Annotated in this window: 17 protein-coding genes; 13 read left to right on the forward strand and 4 right to left on the reverse strand. The window is 63.2% G+C overall.

Annotated features, from left to right (window positions below; all coding sequences use genetic code 11):
- Positions 1-5: 5 nt before the first annotated feature.
- Positions 6-1,685 carry a glutamine--tRNA ligase/YqeY domain fusion protein gene (locus tag XH88_RS38880; protein WP_271673434.1) on the reverse strand — a complete coding sequence of 560 codons (1,680 nt, stop codon included), beginning with the start codon at positions 1,683-1,685 and terminating at the stop codon, positions 6-8.
- Positions 1,686-1,851: 166 nt separating this feature from the next.
- On the opposite strand from XH88_RS38880, the gene gltX reads away from it, so the two are divergent.
- The 8 genes from gltX (at position 1,852) to XH88_RS38920 (ending at position 11,101) form a co-directional block, all read left to right on the forward strand.
- Entirely contained in the window at positions 1,852-3,279 is a 1,428-nt protein-coding gene (gltX, locus tag XH88_RS38885; protein WP_271673435.1) for a glutamate--tRNA ligase, read from the forward strand.
- A gap of 144 nt (positions 3,280-3,423) precedes the next feature.
- Entirely contained in the window at positions 3,424-4,728 is a 1,305-nt protein-coding gene (gene gltA, locus XH88_RS38890; RefSeq protein WP_271673436.1) for a citrate synthase, read from the forward strand.
- Between the two features lie 192 nt (positions 4,729-4,920).
- Positions 4,921-6,099, forward strand: a complete 1,179-nt coding sequence (locus XH88_RS38895; RefSeq protein WP_271673470.1) for an ROK family transcriptional regulator — start codon at positions 4,921-4,923, stop codon at positions 6,097-6,099.
- Between the two features lie 55 nt (positions 6,100-6,154).
- Positions 6,155-7,441: an ABC transporter substrate-binding protein gene (locus tag XH88_RS38900; RefSeq protein ID WP_271673437.1), complete on the forward strand. Its 1,287-nt coding sequence runs from the start codon at positions 6,155-6,157 to the stop codon at positions 7,439-7,441.
- On the forward strand, positions 7,438-8,361 hold the full coding sequence (locus XH88_RS38905) for a carbohydrate ABC transporter permease (protein ID WP_271673438.1): 924 nt from the start codon (positions 7,438-7,440) through the stop codon (positions 8,359-8,361). The genes XH88_RS38900 and XH88_RS38905 overlap by 4 nt, the downstream gene beginning before the upstream one ends.
- Positions 8,354-9,211: a carbohydrate ABC transporter permease gene (locus XH88_RS38910; RefSeq protein WP_271673439.1), complete on the forward strand. Its 858-nt coding sequence runs from the start codon at positions 8,354-8,356 to the stop codon at positions 9,209-9,211. Before XH88_RS38905 ends, XH88_RS38910 begins: the two co-directional genes overlap by 8 nt.
- 10 nt (positions 9,212-9,221) lie before the next feature.
- A complete protein-coding gene (locus XH88_RS38915) occupies positions 9,222-10,337 on the forward strand; it encodes an ABC transporter ATP-binding protein (protein ID WP_271673440.1) in 1,116 nt (371 codons plus the stop codon).
- Positions 10,334-11,101 carry an SDR family NAD(P)-dependent oxidoreductase gene (locus XH88_RS38920; RefSeq protein ID WP_271673441.1) on the forward strand — a complete coding sequence of 256 codons (768 nt, stop codon included), beginning with the start codon at positions 10,334-10,336 and terminating at the stop codon, positions 11,099-11,101. The genes XH88_RS38915 and XH88_RS38920 overlap by 4 nt, the downstream gene beginning before the upstream one ends.
- A 57-nt stretch (positions 11,102-11,158) precedes the next feature.
- Here the strand turns inward: XH88_RS38920 and XH88_RS38925 are convergent, their stop codons facing one another.
- Genes XH88_RS38925 through XH88_RS38935 form a run of 3 tightly spaced genes read right to left on the reverse strand, consistent with a single transcriptional unit; the run spans position 11,159 to position 14,751 of the window.
- Positions 11,159-11,632: a GlcG/HbpS family heme-binding protein gene (locus XH88_RS38925; protein WP_271673442.1), complete on the reverse strand. Its 474-nt coding sequence runs from the start codon at positions 11,630-11,632 to the stop codon at positions 11,159-11,161.
- Between the two features lie 58 nt (positions 11,633-11,690).
- On the reverse strand, positions 11,691-13,187 hold the full coding sequence (locus tag XH88_RS38930; protein WP_271673443.1) for an aldehyde dehydrogenase family protein: 1,497 nt from the start codon (positions 13,185-13,187) through the stop codon (positions 11,691-11,693).
- 16 nt (positions 13,188-13,203) lie between these two features.
- Complete coding sequence (locus XH88_RS38935) at positions 13,204-14,751, reverse strand: hypothetical protein (protein WP_271673444.1); 1,548 nt, start codon at positions 14,749-14,751, stop codon at positions 13,204-13,206.
- 282 nt (positions 14,752-15,033) lie between these two features.
- Between XH88_RS38935 and XH88_RS38940 the strand changes: the two genes are divergently transcribed.
- The 5 genes from XH88_RS38940 (at position 15,034) to XH88_RS38960 (ending at position 17,867) form a co-directional block, all read left to right on the forward strand.
- Positions 15,034-15,804 (forward strand): TenA family transcriptional regulator, encoded by a 771-nt coding sequence (locus tag XH88_RS38940; protein WP_271673445.1) that lies wholly within the window; start codon positions 15,034-15,036, stop codon positions 15,802-15,804.
- Positions 15,805-15,814: 10 nt separating this feature from the next.
- Positions 15,815-16,147, forward strand: coding sequence for a 2Fe-2S iron-sulfur cluster-binding protein (locus tag XH88_RS38945; RefSeq protein WP_271673446.1), 333 nt, complete (start codon positions 15,815-15,817; stop codon positions 16,145-16,147).
- A 98-nt stretch (positions 16,148-16,245) separates the two neighbouring features.
- Positions 16,246-16,542 carry a ferredoxin gene (locus tag XH88_RS38950; protein ID WP_188105137.1) on the forward strand — a complete coding sequence of 99 codons (297 nt, stop codon included), beginning with the start codon at positions 16,246-16,248 and terminating at the stop codon, positions 16,540-16,542.
- On the forward strand, positions 16,539-16,925 hold the full coding sequence (locus tag XH88_RS38955; RefSeq protein ID WP_271673447.1) for a 2Fe-2S iron-sulfur cluster binding domain-containing protein: 387 nt from the start codon (positions 16,539-16,541) through the stop codon (positions 16,923-16,925). The genes XH88_RS38950 and XH88_RS38955 overlap by 4 nt, the downstream gene beginning before the upstream one ends.
- Positions 16,926-17,093: 168 nt before the next feature.
- Positions 17,094-17,867 carry a GntR family transcriptional regulator gene (locus XH88_RS38960; RefSeq protein WP_271673448.1) on the forward strand — a complete coding sequence of 258 codons (774 nt, stop codon included), beginning with the start codon at positions 17,094-17,096 and terminating at the stop codon, positions 17,865-17,867.
- The last annotated feature ends 6 nt before the right edge of the window (positions 17,868-17,873 follow it).

The raw sequence follows: 17,873 nt of genomic DNA on the forward strand, positions 1-17,873 counted from the left end.
GCCCCTCAACCTTTGGCGACTTCCTTCGCGAACGTGTCGCGCAGGCCGATGGTCCGCGAGAACACCGGCTTTCCGGGCGTCGAGTCCTTGTCGCGCACGAAATACCCCTGACGCTCGAACTGCATCGGCTCGGTCGAATTGCTCTCCGCCACCGAGGCCTCGACACGCGCATCGGAGAGGATCTCCAGCGAGTTCGGATTGAGGTCGGCCGCGAAGTTCGAGGCATCGGGGCTCGGGTTGGCGAACAGCTGGTTGTAGATGCGGATCTCCGCGGGCACCGAATTCGCCGCCGGCAGCCAGTGCATGGTCGCCTTGACCTTGCGGCCGTCGGGCGCGTTCCCGCCCTTGGTCGCGGGATCGTAGGTGCATCGCAGCTCCACCACCTCGCCCTTGTCGTCCTTGATCACGCCGGTGCACTTGACGAAATAGGCATAGCGCAGCCGCACTTCGTTGCCGGGCGACAGGCGGAAGAACTTCTTGGGCGGGTTCTCCATGAAATCGTCCTGCTCGATGTAGAGTTCGCGGCCGAACGTGATCCTGCGCGTGCCGGCGGAGGGATCGTCGGGATGGTTGATCGCCTCTAGCTCCTCGCTCTGCCCTTCCGGATAGTTCTCGATCACGACCTTGAGCGGCTTCAAGACCGCCATGCGGCGCTGCGCCGTGCGGTTCAGCTCCTCGCGGATGCAGAACTCGAGCATGCCGACGTCGACGACACTGTTGGCCTTGGCGACGCCGATGCGCCTGACGAATTCGCGCAAGGCAGCCGGCGGCACGCCGCGGCGGCGCATCCCCGCAATGGTCGGCATGCGCGGATCGTCCCAGCCCGCGACATGGCCGTCGCGAACGAGCTGGGTCAGCACGCGCTTGGACAGCAGCGTGTAAGTCAAATTGAGCCGCGCCATCTCGTACTGATGCGGCTTGGACGGCACCGGGAGCTTCTCGATGAACCAGTCGTAGAGCGGCCGGTGGTCCTCGAACTCCAGCGTGCAGATCGAATGGGTGATGCCTTCAATCGCGTCCGACTGGCCGTGGGCGTAATCGTAGCTGGGATAGATGCTCCACTTGGTGCCGGTGCGCGGATGGTGCGCATGCAGGATACGATAGAGCACGGGATCGCGCAGATTGATGTTGCCCGCGGACATGTCGATCTTGGCCCGCAGCACGCGCGCGCCGTTCGGGAATTCACCTGATTTCATGCGGCGGAACAGGTCAAGATTTTCATCCACGCTGCGGTCGCGGAACGGCGAGTTCTTGCCTGGCTCGGTCAGCGTGCCGCGCGAAGTGCGGATCTCTTCCTGAGACTGATCGTCAACATAAGCGAGCCCGTCGCGGATCAGCTTCTCCGCCCATTCATACAGACGGTCGAAATAGTCCGAGGCGTAGAACAGGTTCGTGCCCCAGTCATAGCCGAGCCAGTGCACGTCGGCCTGGATGGAATCGATATATTCCTGCTCTTCCTTGACCGGGTTGGTGTCGTCGAAGCGCAGGTGGCAGCGGCCCGGAAATTCCTGGGCGATGCCGAAATTGAGCGCGATCGACTTGGCATGGCCGATATGCAGGTAGCCATTCGGCTCCGGCGGGAACCGGGTCACGATCTGCTTGTACTTGCCCTGATCGAGATCGGTCTGGATGATGTCACGAATGAAATCGCGCCCAACCTCAGTCGCCACCGGTTCTGTGCTCATCCTAAAATCCTGTAGGGAAATCAGCGGTTCTTCTGCCAAATTCGCGTGGCCGCGCCAAGAGCTAAGCAAGGGTCTAAGCAAGGCCTCAAGCCGTCCGCCGCCGGGCTTTAGTTATGTCCCGTTCCTGCTATACACCACCGCTTCCAATGCATAGGCCCTGCCAAGAATGACCGATTCCGTCGTCACGCGCTTTGCGCCCTCTCCGACCGGCTTCCTCCATATCGGAGGCGCCCGCACCGCGCTGTTCAACTGGCTCTATGCGAAGAAGCATGGCGGCAAGATGCTGCTGCGGATCGAGGACACCGACCGTGAGCGCTCCACCGAGGCCGCGATCGGCGCCATTCTCGACGGGCTGAAATGGCTGGAGCTCAGCTGGGATGGCGAGGTGATCTACCAGTTCAGCCGCGCCGCCCGTCACCGGGAAGTGGCCGAGCAACTGCTCGCCGATGGCAAGGCCTATCGCTGCTACGCCACCGCCGAGGAGCTCGCCACGATGCGCGAGAAGGCGCGCGCGGAAGGGCGCACCCGCCTCTATGACGGCATGTGGCGCGACCGCGATCCCGCCACCGCCCCGTCTGACGTCAAGCCGACGATCCGGCTGCGCGCGCCGCAAACCGGCGAGACCGTGATCGAGGACCTGGTCCAGGGCCGCGTGGTCTGGCAGAACGAGAACCTCGACGATCTCGTGCTTCTGCGCGGCGACGGCAATCCGACTTATATGCTCGCGGTGGTCGTGGACGACCACGACATGGGCGTCACCCACGTGATCCGCGGCGACGATCATCTGATCAACGCCGCGCGCCAGAAGCAGATCTATGATGCCATGGGCTGGGCGCTGCCGAGCATGTCCCACATCCCCCTGATCCACGGACCTGATGGCTCCAAGCTCTCCAAGCGGCACGGCGCGCTCGGCGTCGATGCCTACCGCGCCATGGGATACCTCCCGGCTGCGCTCCGCAACTACCTCGTCCGGCTCGGCTGGAGCCATGGCGACCAGGAGATCTTCTCGACCGAGGAGATGATCGCCGCGTTCGACCTCGCCAGCGTCGGCCGCGCTGCCGCCCGCTTCGATTTCGCCAAGCTGGAAAACCTCAACGGCCACTACATCCGCCACGCCGACGATCAATCGCTCGTGAAGATGTTCGAGGACGTGCTGGATCACGTCGTGTCCGCCCGCGACGAGATTAAGGCCAAATTAAACGACACCACGCGCGCCCAGCTCCTCAAGGCCATGCCAGCCCTGAAAGAGCGCGCCAAGACGCTGCTCGAGCTGATCGATGGTGCCCATTTCATCTTCGCCGACCGCCCGCTTCAGCTCGATCCCAAGGCGGCAGCGCTGTTGACGCCTGAGAACCGCAAGCTGATCGGCCAGCTGCATTGCGCGCTGGAGAATGTCGAGACCTGGAGCGGCGTCTCGACGGAGGCCGCGCTACGCGCCTTTGCCGAGGAAAACAGTCTCAAGCTCGGCGCGGTCGCCCAGCCTTTGCGCGCGGCGCTGACCGGACGCACGACGTCACCTGGCATATTTGAGGTTTTGGACGTGCTGGGACGCCAGGAAAGCCTGGGCCGGCTTAAAGATCAGGCTACGACGTAAGTAGGCTATGCAAGTGGCCATCTTGCAGCGCACACAGCAATAATATACCCATCTTGCCATACATTCTGGAACATCCGGCCAGCCCCAACTTCTCCCTGGGGGACTCCGGCTCCGGCCCGTTTCACCATACATCGGGGACCTCTGATGGACGCAAAAGAAAGCCCAAAGACCGCAACGCTGACGGTCGGAAACAAGAACTTCGATCTCCCGATCCTCAGCGGCAGCGTCGGGCCCGATGTCGTGGATATCGGCAAGCTTTACGGCCAGTCCGGCCTGTTCACCTACGATCCCGGCTTCACCTCGACCGCGAGCTGCCAATCCAAGATCACCTATATCGATGGTGACGCGGGCGTGCTGGAATACCGCGGCTATCCGATCGAGCAGCTCGCCGAGCACGGCGACTTCCTGGAGACCTGCTATCTGCTGCTGTACGGGAATCTGCCGACCGCAGCCCAGAAGAAGGATTTCGACTACCGCGTGACCCATCACACGATGGTGCACGAGCAGATGGCTCGCTTCTTCCAGGGCTTCCGCCGCGACGCCCATCCGATGGCGATCATGGTGGCTGCCGTCGGCGCGCTCGCCGCGTTCTATCACGACTCGACCGACATCAATGATCCCAAGCAGCGCATGATCGCCTCCATGCGCATGATCGCGAAGATCCCGACGCTGGCCGCGATGGCCTACAAGTACACCGTTGGCCAGCCCTTCGTGTATCCGAAGAACTCGCTCGGCTTCGCCGAGAATTTCCTCAACATGTGCTTCGCGGTGCCCTGCGAGGATTACAAGATCAGCCCGGTGCTTGCGGATGCGCTGGAGAAGATCTTCATCCTGCACGCAGACCACGAGCAGAACGCCTCGACCTCGACGGTGCGCATCGCCGGCTCCTCCGGCGCCAATCCGTTCGCGTGCATCGCGGCCGGCATCGCCTGCCTCTGGGGCCCTGCACATGGCGGCGCCAACGAGGCCGCGCTGAACATGCTCTATCAGATCGGCACGGTCGACAAGATCCCCGAGTTCATCGCCAAGGTGAAGGACAAGAACTCTGAAGTCCGCCTGATGGGCTTCGGCCACCGCGTCTACAAGAACTACGATCCGCGCGCCAAGATCATGCAGAAGATGTGCCACGCCGTGCTCAAGGAGATGGGTCATGGCGACGATCCGATGCTGAAGGTGGCGATGGAGCTCGAGAAGATCGCGCTGAGCGACCAGTACTTCATCGATCGCAAGCTCTACCCGAACGTCGACTTCTATTCGGGCATCACGCTGAAGGCGATGGGCTTCCCGGTCTCGATGTTCACCGTGCTGTTCGCGGTCGCGCGCACCGTCGGCTGGATCAGCCAGTGGAGCGAGATGATCGAGGATCCGCAGCAGAAGATCGGCCGCCCGCGCCAGCTCTACACCGGCGTCACTCGCCGCGACTACGTGCCGATCAACGATCGCAAGTAAGTCTTAAGCCCCAAACGGCTCTCAAGACGGCGCCATCTCACGATGGCGCCGTTTTTGTTTGCGCCACCTTGAGATCGACCATGCCCTTTGTTGCCCCGCACAACAACAAGTCAACATATCGCGCCGACGAGCGCTTGACAGTTGAAACGCTCCGCGCGCAAATTCTTACACTAAGTAAGAATGACGACAGGGATGGAAATGCCGGAGCAGCCGAGAAGTCGGCGGCAGACGCGCGCTGCCATTTTGACTTATCTGCTTCAGTCGGGCGGTTCGTTCCGGCCGCCGCTGGCCAAAGCCGTGCGCCTGTCGGAAGCGAGCCTGTCGCGCATCCTGTTTGACCTGAAAGCCGAAGGCCTGATCGAGGAAATCAGGCGCCCTGCCCCTTACGTCGGCGGCCCTACGGGGCTCGTCTCGCTGGATGGTCGCATCGCGCTTGCGGGCCTCGAACTGAGCAGCCAGCACCTCAGCGTGGGCGTCGGCGGCCTTGCGGGCGAGCTGCACTACAGCGAGCGTGTGCCGCTGCCGAAAAAGCTGACTCCCGAGTCGGTTGGCCGGGTGTTTCGTCAAGCGCTGACATTGCTGCGCGACTGGACGCGGCGGCGGCGCATCAGGCTCGCACAGATCGGTGTCACCATTCCGGGCCTCGGCCGGCTGAGCGTGTCAGGCAACCCGATCATTCCCTGTGACGTCGAACGCATCGACGAGATGTTCGGCGAGATGTTCACGGACGTCCCGGTCGCCTTCACCAATTCGGTGGTGGCGCACGCCACCTTTCATCGTTGTCGCACGGACAATTATCCGTTCAGCGATGCGCATCTGTTCGTCTTCGTCGGCCAGGGCGTCGCCGCGACCTGGATGGATGATCCAAGCGAGGGCGAAGCGCTTCAGCCGGTCGAGCTCGGCCATATGGTGTTCGAATCCGGCGGCCCGCGTTGCCGCTGCGGTCATCACGGCTGCGTCGAAGCCTATACATCGTTGCCGGCGTTGGCCGAGCTTCTGTGCACCACCGAAGCCGAGCTGCTAGGGCTCGGCAGTGAGTGGATGACCACAATCCCGCTCGCATCGCGCGTGCGCCGGGAATTGCGCCAGCGGCTGTTCAGGCTTGGCCTTTCCATCGGCAACACGCTGAACGTGAAGCCCTGCCGCGGCGTCGTCGTCAGCGGCTGGCCATCGCTGCTCGCCGAAGACGACCGAAAGGCCGTCATCGACGGGATCGATGCCTGTCTTCTCGGTGGCAGGAAACTGGCGCAAGTGTCGCTCGCCTTCGTGCCGCCTTCGAACGGCAACGATCCGCAGGCAGCGCTCGCCTTCGCCGCGTTCTGTCTGACCCGAAGCGGCGGCATGCCGGCCGCATCGACGGAGGCGGCCTAGTCTGAATCCTGCGCGGCTCTCGCGCCAAAACGTTCACACCCGGGAGGAACTTGCCATGCCGATCACAACAACGAGGCGCCGTCTGCTCGCTGGATCTGCTGCCGCGCTCGCACTGCCCGCCTTCGTCCGCGCCCAAGGCGCAGTCAAGCCGCGCCTGACCGTGATCTCGCAATGGTCGGCAGGCAGCGACGGGGCGGCGATCACGGCGCTCGGCAAGAAATTCGAGGAGAAGGGCGGCGTCTGGCAGCACTCGCCCGTCCCCGGCTTCACCACCGAGATGATGAACAAACTGCGCGCCCAGATCATCGCCGGCGATCCGCCGGCCTGCTCCCAACTCAAGGGCCCCGAGATCGCAGCCTGGTCGAAGATCGCCCCGACCGTCGATCTTGACGCCCTCGTCGCGGCAGCCGGCTACGAGAAGGTGGTCGCGCCGGACCTTGCGAAGCTGCACAAGCCTGCGGGCAAGTGGATCGCACTGCCGCTGCAGATCTACAGCACCAACATGCTGTTTCTCTCCAAACGCGCGATGGACAAGGCCAAGGCCGACAAGCCGCCGGTCACCTGGGCCGACTTCAATGCCCTTGCCGAGAAGATGAAAGCGGGGGGCGTCCCATATCCCGTTGCCAACGGCGGAACGCGGCCCGATGACGGGCAGAAGTTCGAGGCCGCGTTGGCGGGCATCAGTCCCGTCGTCTATCGCGCGGCCATCATGAATCTCGACGAGAAGGCGCTGAAGGCTCCCGAGATCAAGGCTGCTTTCGCGCAGGTCCGCAAGCTCGCCGATTGGATGGATCCCAATGTCGGCGCCCAGCACTTTTCGACCAATTTGAAGCGCTTCGTCGACGGCGACATGGGCATGATGATCATGGGCGGCTGGGCGCAAGGCGTCTTGCGCAACGCCGGCTTCAAATTCGAAGACTTCACCATCGCGCCCGGCCCGAGCGACAACAGCAAGCCGGTTTTCCTGCTGAATGCCGATGCCTTCATCTTCTGGCAGCGCAAGGAGGCGGACCTGCAAGCCGGCCAGACGCTGATGGCCCAGCTCGTCATGGATCCGGCGATCCAGACCATGTATTCGCAGATCACCGGGTCGATTCCCGTCCGCACCGACGTCGATCTGTCGGGCAACGGCTGGTCGGACGGTCAACGGACGACCGCAGCAGCCCTGAAAGACGCGATCGCCAGCAACCAGGCCGTCTTAAGTCTTGCGCATAACATGGCGCAGGAAAACGGCATGACTGCAGCCATGATCGATGTGATCACGGAGTTTGTGAAAAACAAGACGATCAAGCCGGAGCAAGCGGCGACCCGCCTCGCCGAGGCCGTCGAGAGCGCACGTTGAACTTCGCCGTCTCGACGAGACAGGGCCGGCCGGCGGCTTCCGAGGTGCTACGCCGGCTGCCCGAATATCTGACGATCTGGGTGCCGCTGCTGTTGTCCGCCGCGCACCTGATTGCGTTTTCGCTGTGGACGGTCTGGATATCGTTCACACCGTCCACCCTGGTCCCGGTTTCCGGTTGGGTGGGTCTGCGCAACTATTCCGCGGTTGCGGCGTCGCGGAACTGGCAGATCGCCTTCGATAATCTGCTGCTGTTTGGCAGCGCCTTCGTGTTGCTGAGTCTGGCGGCCGGCCTCATCCTTGCCATCCTGCTCGATCAGCGCATTCGCGGCGAGAACGTGCTGAGATCCGTTTTCCTCTATCCTCTGGCGGTGTCGTTCGTGGTCACCGGCACGGTCTGGAGCTGGCTCCTCAATCCCGGCCTTGGAATCGAGAAGCTGGTCCACGATCTCGGTTGGACCTCCTTCCGGTTCGACTGGCTGATCGACCGCGACATGGCCATTTGGACGATCGTCATCGCAGCGATCTGGCAATCTTCCGGCTTTGCGATGGCGCTCTTCCTCGCCGGCCTTCGCTCCGTCGACTCCGACTTGATCAAGGCCGCGCAGATCGACGGCGCCGGACCTGTCAGGATATACCGGCGCGTCATTCTGCCGACGCTTTGGCCGATCACCATCACCGTCATTGTCATTCAGTTGCAGTTCGCGATCTCGACGTTTGACCTCGTCCGTGCGCTCACCAATGGCGGTCCTGGCATAGCGACCCAGCTGCCGGCCCTCGTCGTCTATGACCTGATGTTCCAGCGCAGCCTGCTCGGGCGGGGAGCTGCCGCGGCAGTCCTCATGTTGCTCATTCTTCTCGCGGTGTTGCTGCCCTATGCAGCGTGGCGCTACATCCAGCGGCGGCGGACGAACCATGCGTGAGCGAACCTTCGCACCGGGCCGGACTCTGATCTACTTCATCGTTTTGCTGATCGCAGTCGCTTGGCTTGCGCCATTGGCCGTTGTCGTTCTGAATTCGCTTCGCACCAACGAGGAGATCGCCCAGGGATCGATGATCGGTTGGCCACAGCACCTGGCGTGGAGCAATTATGCCGCCGCCTGGAGCGGGTTCTGCGTCGCCGAGACGTGCGCCGGCATCCGACCCTACATGCTCAACTCCGCGCTCGTGACCATCCCCGCGACGGTCTTCTCCACCCTGCTCGGCGCCGTCGCAGGTTACGCGGTGTCGCTCTGGCGGTTCCGCGGCGACAACTGGATTTATGGCGTCGTCACGCTCGGCATTTTCCTTCCGCAGCAGATGCGTCTGCTGCCGTGGACCATCGTGCTGCGCGACACCGGCTTGATGAACACGCTCACGGGCCTGGTCGTGATCCACACGATCCAGGGACTCTCCTTCACGACTCTGTTCTGCCGTAACTACTACGTCGCCATCCCGCAGGAGTTGATCCGGGCCGCGCGCATCGATGGCGCAGGGTTCTTTCGTATTTTCTGGCGCATCATCTTGCCGCTCTCGCCGCCGATCCTGGTCGTTACGGTGATCTGGCAATTCACCCACATCTGGAACGAGTTCCTCTATGGCGTGACATTCACGACCGGTCAGCAGCAGCCGGTCACCGCCGCGCTGATCGCGCTATCCGCCGCGGTCGCCGATATCCCGCAGCATGGCGTGCAGAGCGCCGCGGTGATCATCGCAGCCCTGCCTACGCTGCTGATCTATCTCTTCGGCGGCAGGTATTTCGTACGCGGCCTCACTGCCGGGGCCGTGAAATGATGGATATGTCATGGCCGCACTGAGCATTCGCGCTCTGTCCAAGCGCTACGCCAATCTGGAAGTGCTGAAAGGCATCGACCTCGATATCGAGAGCGGCGAATTCACCGTGCTGGTCGGGCCATCCGGCTGCGGCAAGTCCACGCTGCTCAACATCGTCGCGGGGCTCGATCATCCCAGCGCAGGCAGCGTGGAAATCGGCGGACGTGTCGTCAACGACGTCCCGCCCAAGGACCGCGACATCGCCATGGTGTTCCAGTCCTACGCGCTCTATCCATCGATGACGGTGCGCCAGAACATCACTTTCGGCATGGAATGCCGCCACGTTCCCAAAGCCGAGCAGGACAAGGCGGTGGCGAATGTCGCCAAATTGCTCCAGATCGAGCCGCTGCTCGGCCGCAAGCCGGCGCAACTGTCGGGCGGCCAGCGCCAGCGCGTGGCGATGGGGCGCGCCTTGGTGCGCGATCCCCTGCTGTTCCTGTTCGACGAGCCGCTGTCCAATCTCGACGCCAAGCTGCGTGTCGAGATGCGGATGGAGATCAAGCGGCTGCACCAGCGCATCGGTGCCACCATCGTCTATGTCACCCACGACCAGATCGAGGCGATGACGATGGCCACCCGGATTGCGGTGATGCATCGGGGCGTAGTACAGCAATTCGCCGATCCGGATACGGTCTACCGCTACCCGGCCAACCTGTTCGTCGCCCGCTTCATGGGCTCGCCGCCGATGAACACGATGCCGGCAAGGCTCGAGGCCGACGCTGACGGACCTGTGGTGAAGATCGGCGCAGGCCGGCCAGACGAGGTTCGTCTCCGCCTGCAAGGCTACGACGCAGCCGCCTCCTATGTCGGCCACGAAGTCATCCTCGGCATCAGGCCGGAATGCATTGCCGAGGGAGACCGGGTGTTCTCCGCTGCTGCGGGCCCTCCGGTCATCCTCGCCGCACCGGTCGAGTTGGTCGAACCTACCGGCGCGGAGACCATCGTCCTGCTGCGGCTTGGCGGCGAGCCGGCGCAGGCGCGCATCTCGCCGGACATCCGCCCGACGCCAGGCACGACCGCCTCCTTCGCCCTCGATATCAGGCGCATTTGCCTGTTCGACCCCGAGACGGAGCGACTGATCGCATGACAAAGACGACCTATGCCGGCCTCGCCGATCGCGTGGTGCTGATCACCGGAGGCGCCAGCGGCATCGGCGCTGCTTTCGTGCGCGCGTTCGCCGCGCAGGGATCGCGCGTCGCCTTCCTCGATATCGACGCCCGAGCCGGCGAAGCACTGGCGCAGGAAGTGGCGAAGAGTTCCAGCACCGCTCCGCTGTTCGTGCCCTGCGACCTCCTGGACGTCGACGCGCTGCGCGCCGCACTGGCAAAGGTGCACACATCGCTCGGCGATGCCGCGGTGCTCGTCAACAACGCCGCCAACGACCAGCGCCAGGTGCTGGCGGACGTCGCGCCGGCGGACTTCGACTGGATGATTGGCGTCAATTTCAAGCACGTCTTCTTTGCCGCGCAGGCCGTTGTGCCGCAGATGCAGGCGCGCGGCGGCGGCTCGATCATCAACATGTCGTCGGTGGCCTGGATGCGCGGCGCACCGGCACTGCCGGTCTACGCCGCAGCGAAGGCTGCCATCGTCGGTTTCACCAACTCGCTCGGCCGCCGGTTTGGTGCCGACCGCATCCGCGTCAACGCGATCGCGCCGGGGATGGTGATCACCGAGCGTCAGCGAAAACTCTGGTATCCGGACGAGCGACAGATCGCCGAGATGCGCACACGCCAGGCCATTCCCGATGCAGTGACCCCAGAGGATATTGCCGACATGGCGCTGTACCTCGCCTCGGACGCCAGCCAGCGCATCACCTGCCAGTGTTTTCGCGTCGATGGCGGGCTTGCCTAGCTCGCCTGCCCTCGAGGCCGTATCGGGCGGGAGGCGACCTCCCCGCCGCATCGACGCTCATTTCTTGATGTCGGCTGCGACCAGCACGCGGTGACCGGCCAGGAGATCCTGAAGGGCCTGCAACGCGGCGACGCCGCAATGCGTGTCCTGCTCACCATTGCCGCCACTCAGCCCGACCCCGCCGATCACCTCGTCGTCGACCACGATCGGGAAGCCGCCGACGAACACGGCGAATCTGCCTTCAAAGCTCCACTGGATTCCGAACGCCTCGTTGCCGGGAAGCGCCGGTCCGTTCGGCATCTGATTGAACAGGTGCGTTGAGCGTTTGTGGCCGGCCGCCGTGAAAGCCTTGTTCCATGCGATCTGCGGGCCGGTAACGCGCGCGCCATCCATCCGTTCGAGGACGATCGGGTAGCCGCCATCGTCCACGATACAAACCGTCTCGGGCACACCGATTTCCGCAGCCTTCTTCAACGCTGCGGCCGCCATGTGCTGGGCTTCCGATAATTCCAGCTTGATCGATTTCCTCATCTCATCCCTTTTTCGTCAGCCGCGACGCCGCGAGTTCGGCATCGCTTGAATGTGTCATTCAGCATCCGCGATACACGGTCTTGATCTGCGTGTAGAACTCGAGTCCGGCGCGGCCGGACTCGCGGAATGTCGATGTACTCGACCGCTTCAAGCCTCCGAACGGCGCATTGATCAGATTGCCGGTCGTGGTGCGGTTGATCTTGACGGTTCCCGACTGAATGTCATTGGCGAAATCGTGCATGATGCGCGGGTTTCGCGTCGCGATCGCGGCCGACAAGCCGTATTCGGTGTCGTTGGCCTTGGCGATGGCGTCGGCATAGGATTCGACCTCGATGATCGCGATGACGGGACCGAAGATTTCCTCACGCGCGATCGTCATCTGCTGCGTGACATCGGTAAAGATCGCCGGTGCGACATAGTAGCCGCGATCGTAGCCGGCGCCGGTGAGGCGCTCGCCGCCGCAGAGGAGCGTCGCCTCCCGCTTGCCGATCGCGATATAGCGCAGCACCGTCTCAAGCTGCCTCGCGGTGGCGAGCGGCCCGAGATCCATTCCAGCCGTAAGGCCGCTGCCGATCTTCAAGGCCTTGACCCGGCCAATCAGCCGCTCCGTGAAGTCGGTACGCACCTGCTTCATGACCAGCACGCGGCTGGTGCCGGTGCAAGCCTGGCCGGCAAGCGACAGGCCGCCTCTCACAGTCAGGTCGACCGCCTTGTCGAGATCGGCATCGTCCATCACGATCAACGGATTCTTGCCGCCAAGCTCCATCTGCGTGCGCGTCGTGAAGCTGACCGCCCGGCAAATCTGTTCACCCGCCGCCGTCGATCCGGTGAAGGAAATGGCACGGATCTCGGGCGCTGTGGTGATGGCGGAGCCGATCTCGCCGGCCGAACCGGTGATGAAGTTCAGGACGCCCTTGGGCAGGCCAGCCGCCGCCAGAGCCTCGGCAAGTCGATAGCCGCTTAGCGGCGCATCCGACGACGGTTTGAACACGACCGTATTACCGGTCATGAGCGCAGGGGCGATCTTGCGGGCCGGGATCGAAATGGGAAAATTCCACGGCGTGATGACCGACACGACGCCGAGCGGCTCGCGCAGCGTGTAGACCGTCATGTCGGGATCGTCATTCGGAAAGACCTCGCCCACCAGCGACTGGCCTTCGACGGCATAGAATCGCAACGTCTGTGCCGAGCGCAGGACCTCGTCCCTGGCGAGGTTGAGCGCCTTGCCCATTTCGCGCGTCATCTCTCGTGCAATCTGCTCGGCGTCCACCTCGAGACGATCGGCCGCACGATTGAGGATGTCTGCGCGCGCCGAGACCGGTGTTTTCCTCCAGCGCTCGCACGCGGCCACAGCCGCGTTCACCGCGAGCTTCGCCTCGGCTGCCGTCGACGCCTGGAAGCGACCGACGATATCGGACGTGTCGGCGGGATTGGTGTTGTCGAATGGCTTCGCAACGCCCCGCAAGTGCTCGCCATTGATGAGGTTCGGAAATTCCTCGATCTGTGGGTGGCTAGCTTCGGAACCGTGGGCAGGCGTCATCGCAAGATTGCTCATGATGGCTGAACTTTCTTCAATGCCAGATCAGGACTGAGCAGATGGTCGAGGTTACCAACCCCGCCAGCACCGGTCCCATCACCGTCTGAACGATCTGGAAGACCGGCACGCGCGCGAACCCGGCCACCGCGATCAGGGACGACCACGCCACCAGCGTGCCCCCGCCTGTCCACACCGCGCCCATCTGGCCGACGGCCGCGAGTGTCGCGGGATCGAGGCCAACGGTCGGCGCCAGCGCGCCCGACAGCGACCCGGTGAGCGGCAGACCGGCGAAACCCGATCCGTCGATCCCTGTGATCATGCCGGTGATCAGCACGCCGAACGCGACGAAGACCTGGTTCGCCGGAATCCAATGCTGCGCAGCCTGAACCAGTTCGAACAGAAGATTGGGTGCCTGAGCCGCGGGGACGCCAAGAATCGGCGCCGACAATCCTTGCTCGGCGCCGAGGAAGAAGAAGCCAGCGATCGGCAGCACGGACCCCATGGCCTTGAATGCGAAGATGAAGCCCTCCGTGACGTGATCGGCGCTGGTATCGAGGAATTTGCGCAACGGGTCGGTGACGAATGAGGCGCAGATCATCAGCACGGCGGCGACGCCGCCGACCAGTGCCGCGGCATCGCCGCCCTTGAGGTCATGGCCGATGCCGAGCTTGGCAAGCACCATCACGACAATGACACCCAGGAAGGCGAGCGGCGTCACCACCGCGAAGATCTTTGACCATTTTTCGCGAGGGCCGGGAACCGCGGCAAGCGCTTTGTCGATCTGCGCCTGGCTCGCGAGCGGCGTCTGGTCGCCGGCAGTGCCTCGGGCGATCTCGACCTTGTCGAAGGTCCCCTCTTGCGCGATGCGCGCGAGGTCGCCGTTGCTGGACTGCGCCTGCCAGCGCTCGAGCAGTCTGTCATCCGGCTTGGTGACGAACTTGCGGATGGCGAAATAGCCCAGCAGCAACGCGACGCCTCCGGTGATCAGCGACAGCACCAGCGCCCGGTCTGCAACCGTGGCAGCACTCACCGCAACACCCGCGGCCTTGGCGCTGATACCTGGCGCGACGCCAATGACGTAGTCCGACGATAGCGCCATGCCCTGGCCTGCGATCGCGATCGCCAGCGCGCCACCGAGCGGCGGCAAGCCCGCCGCGATCGCCGCAGGCAGCAGCACGGCCGAGACCAGCGGCACCGCCGGTGTCGGCCAAAAGAAGAGCGAGATCACGTAGGTGATACCGGCCAGAACGAAATAGGCCGTGTGCCCGTCCTTCATCACGGCGCGGAACGGCTCCACCATGCGGATGTCGGATCGCAACACCTTCAGCGCGTTGAGCAGCGCGGTCATCAGCGCGATCACCAGGAAGATGTTGAACAGCTCCTTCGCAGCCGTGAAGCTGGCATTGAAAATGCTTCCGAGTGCGGCAATCGGACTGTGCGTCCAGGCCAGCGCGACCAGGAACGTTGCAAGGACCGACGGCACCACCACGTTGGCACGCCAGATCATTGTCAGGACGATGAGGGCCACACCGAACAGGTAGACCCAGTGTGCGGCGACGATCGGTACTTGCGGCAATGTCATGCGATGCGCTCCCCAAGCAGCACCCAATTCTGTATACTGTATTCTAGAAATGCAATAACAAACTGCGAACTATCCTGCATAGGCGCCTGATAGTCAGAAGCATTAAGCCGCTAACCAACTGATTTATGAGAGAAAAAGACAATGATGACGGAACTAGAGGAGGCTTTCTCATGGCTAGCGCGTTGACGCTCGATAAAAATTGTATACTGTATACTTTTATTGCATGAGCCAGACGGCCGCGACCAATCCGGCCCACGCTTTCGGCGACAGAGGAGCGCAACAATGCAAAAGCTGATGAATCACGTGGAATTCCGCACGGCCCTCGAAAATGCAATCAAGGGCAAGAGCGCCAACAAGGCGCCCTTCAGCATCGCATGGGCGAGCGGCAAGCTGAGCCGGGCGCATCTGGCGTCATGGGCGGAGAACCACTACCACTATGTCGGCCCATTCGCGGACTACCTCGGCTACATCTATGCGCGCATGCCGGAGCAGTATCAGGAAGCCAAGGATTTCCTGCTTGCCAACATGTACGAGGAGGAGATCGGAGGCGACCGCCACACCGATCTGCTGATCCGCTTCGCCGAAGCGTGCGGCACGACCGCGGAACGCGTCAAGAACCCTGATAACATGACCGCGACAACGCGCGGGCTGCAAAGCTGGTGCTATGCGGTGGCAATGCGCGAGGACCCGATCGTCGCGGTCGCAGGCCTCGTGGTCGGGCTGGAATCACAGGTGCCGTCGATCTATCGCAAGCAGACGCCGACCTTGCGCGAGAAGTACAAGTTCACCGACGAGGAAGTCGAGTTCTTCGACCTTCACATCGTGTCGGACGAAATTCACGGCGAGCGGGGCTATCAGATCGTGCTCGAGCACGCCAACACGGTCGAGTTGCAGCAGCGCTGCCTGAAGATCTGTGAAATCGGCGCGCAGATGCGCCTGCTCTACACCACTGCCCTGTATCACGACTATGTCGCCAAGGACATTCCGCTGGCCGAGCTCGACATGAGCGAAACCAGGGTCCCCGCCGACGAGCGCGCGCTTCTGCAAGCCTGAGCCACGCGGCATGCCCAACGTCGTCTTTCACAGGAACGGCCAGACCTTTCACGGCGAGATCAAGGAAAACACCAATCTCGTGGTGAGGGCGGGGATCCGGCAGTTTCCCCATCCGAACTTCCTCTACGGCTGCGGCATGGGCAAATGCGGAAAGTGCGCAGCCCTGATCATCAAGGGCGCCGAGCACCTGCCCGAGCCGAACTGGAAGGAAAAGAAGCGGCTCGGCGCGCGAATCGAGGCGGGCTATCGGTTGGCCTGCCAGCTCTGGCTCACGCACGACGTGGAGCTGTCGCAGGAGGCAACGCCGCTCGCGGACGTAGTCGCAACCAGCAAGGTCGGCTGATGTCTTGCGCGCCAAAATTGCTTGAGTGCCCAGATTTCTTGAATGCCGAGGCCCGTACCGGCCGCGGCAATCCCCGGCAAACACGGGAGACGTGAGCCATGTATGTGATCCTGACCAGCAAGGATGGACTGTTTCGGACCGAGATCGTCGACGGGCTGCGGCCCCTCGCCTCTTACGACTATCTGTTCTATGGCACCAAGAAGGCGACCTTCGTGATCGCCGAGCTGCTCAAGGACACCAAGATCAAGGTGATTGACGAAGCCTGGTCACCGCCGATCGTGAATCAGGTGCCGTCCAAATTCCTCGAGAAATTCGCAACGCCCGAGCTGGCCTATCGCGAGCTGGAGCACCTTACCACGTTCGGCCACATGGACACGAAGCTGCGCAAGTCGTGACGTCCGACAGCACACATCCGCCCTCCGCAAAGACCGGCACGATCGAGGTCACCTTCGTGACCAATAACGGGAAGTCCGTCACGGCCCCCGTCGACAGCAACCTGTTGCGGGTCTCCTTGCGCGAACAGGGCGGCATCCCCTTCAAATGCGGTGGAGGCCTGTGCGGGACATGCAAATGCCTCATCGAGAAAGGGCGGGAGAATACCGACGCGATCAAGCCGAAGGAGCGCAAGCACCTCACCGAGGAGCAATTTGCCGCCGGCTACCGGATGGCATGCCAGACATTTCTCACCGGCGACGTCAGCGTGTCCTGGACGCCGAAACCGGCCGCCGCAGGGGCTCGACCGGTCGCGACGAACCCTGCGCCCGATTCGCCCGATTGATCTGGTGGGCGGCGCCGGTCCTCCCGGCGACTACGGCTTGCCGCTGTGCAGTGGGCGGTCTAAGTACCTTCGTGCCGTCCCCGCCGGTCATTCCGCTCGGTCGGTGGCGGATCCAATCTCTCCGCGCGGTTCGGCATAGCAAACCAGTGCGGTTGAGAAGGTCATTTCATGGCTGGCAGGCTGGGAAACTCGAAACGACGTCTCGGCGACGACTACCTCTCTCTTCACGACAGGGTCATTGAGGAACTGCGCCAGGCCATCTTGAGCCGACGCCTCAAGCCCGGTCAGCGGCTGGTCGAAGGACGCCTCGCGGAAGAGCTTGGCGTTTCCCGCAATCCGGTGCGAGAAGCGATCCGCGTGCTGACGACCGAGGGCCTGGTCGAAGTGACCGCACGGCGCGGCGCATCGGTGCTTGCCATGACCGACGAGGAGGCGCGCGAGACGATCGAGGTGCGCGCGCTGCTCGAGGGCCAGAACGCACGGCTGGCCGCGCGTCGCCGCGATCAGGATATTCTGGCGCGCATTGCAGCCGTGCTGAACGAGGGGACGGAGGCGGTTGCAGCCAAGCGCTTTGAGCTCTTGTCGAGCCTCAATCAGCAATTCCACAACGAGCTCGCCGCGGCCGGCCGTAATCGCGTCCTCTCCGATCTGCTCAAACGGCTGCGCGAGAGAACTGCGATGTTGTTCGCTCCGACCGATCCGGAGCGCCAGGCGAGGACCTGGGACGAGCATGCCGGCATCTTGCGCGCCATCATCGCAGGCGACGAGCGCGCTGCTGCCACGCTGGCCGCAGAGCATGTCATGCGGGCCGGCGCCGATTTTCTGGCGACCCTCCATGTTCCCGAGGAAGGTCCGTCGCTGGACATGATGTCCGCGCGACCGGACACAGCGGCCGCAAAGCCGCGCGCCCGCCGTGCCGCCGTCGGACGCACGAAGAAGTAGCCGAAA

The sequence above is a fragment of the Bradyrhizobium sp. CCBAU 51627 genome (assembly GCF_028128765.1).
Classification (GTDB): domain Bacteria; phylum Pseudomonadota; class Alphaproteobacteria; order Rhizobiales; family Xanthobacteraceae; genus Bradyrhizobium.

What these genes read in the sequence shown, in the direction of transcription:
- XH88_RS38880 (WP_271673434.1), bottom strand. Translation starts at nt 1,685, where the DNA reads ATGAGCACAGAACCGGTGGCGACTGAGGTTGGGCGCGATTTCATTCGT.
- gltX (WP_271673435.1), top strand. Translation starts at nt 1,852, where the DNA reads ATGACCGATTCCGTCGTCACGCGCTTTGCGCCCTCTCCGACCGGCTTC.
- gltA (WP_271673436.1), top strand. Translation starts at nt 3,424, where the DNA reads ATGGACGCAAAAGAAAGCCCAAAGACCGCAACGCTGACGGTCGGAAAC.
- XH88_RS38895 (WP_271673470.1), top strand. Translation starts at nt 4,921, where the DNA reads ATGGAAATGCCGGAGCAGCCGAGAAGTCGGCGGCAGACGCGCGCTGCC.
- XH88_RS38900 (WP_271673437.1), top strand. Translation starts at nt 6,155, where the DNA reads ATGCCGATCACAACAACGAGGCGCCGTCTGCTCGCTGGATCTGCTGCC.
- XH88_RS38910 (WP_271673439.1), top strand. Translation starts at nt 8,354, where the DNA reads ATGCGTGAGCGAACCTTCGCACCGGGCCGGACTCTGATCTACTTCATC.
- XH88_RS38915 (WP_271673440.1), top strand. Translation starts at nt 9,222, where the DNA reads ATGGCCGCACTGAGCATTCGCGCTCTGTCCAAGCGCTACGCCAATCTG.
- XH88_RS38920 (WP_271673441.1), top strand. Translation starts at nt 10,334, where the DNA reads ATGACAAAGACGACCTATGCCGGCCTCGCCGATCGCGTGGTGCTGATC.
- XH88_RS38925 (WP_271673442.1), bottom strand. Translation starts at nt 11,632, where the DNA reads ATGAGGAAATCGATCAAGCTGGAATTATCGGAAGCCCAGCACATGGCG.
- XH88_RS38930 (WP_271673443.1), bottom strand. Translation starts at nt 13,187, where the DNA reads ATGAGCAATCTTGCGATGACGCCTGCCCACGGTTCCGAAGCTAGCCAC.
- XH88_RS38935 (WP_271673444.1), bottom strand. Translation starts at nt 14,751, where the DNA reads ATGACATTGCCGCAAGTACCGATCGTCGCCGCACACTGGGTCTACCTG.
- XH88_RS38940 (WP_271673445.1), top strand. Translation starts at nt 15,034, where the DNA reads ATGCAAAAGCTGATGAATCACGTGGAATTCCGCACGGCCCTCGAAAAT.
- XH88_RS38945 (WP_271673446.1), top strand. Translation starts at nt 15,815, where the DNA reads ATGCCCAACGTCGTCTTTCACAGGAACGGCCAGACCTTTCACGGCGAG.
- XH88_RS38950 (WP_188105137.1), top strand. Translation starts at nt 16,246, where the DNA reads ATGTATGTGATCCTGACCAGCAAGGATGGACTGTTTCGGACCGAGATC.
- XH88_RS38960 (WP_271673448.1), top strand. Translation starts at nt 17,094, where the DNA reads ATGGCTGGCAGGCTGGGAAACTCGAAACGACGTCTCGGCGACGACTAC.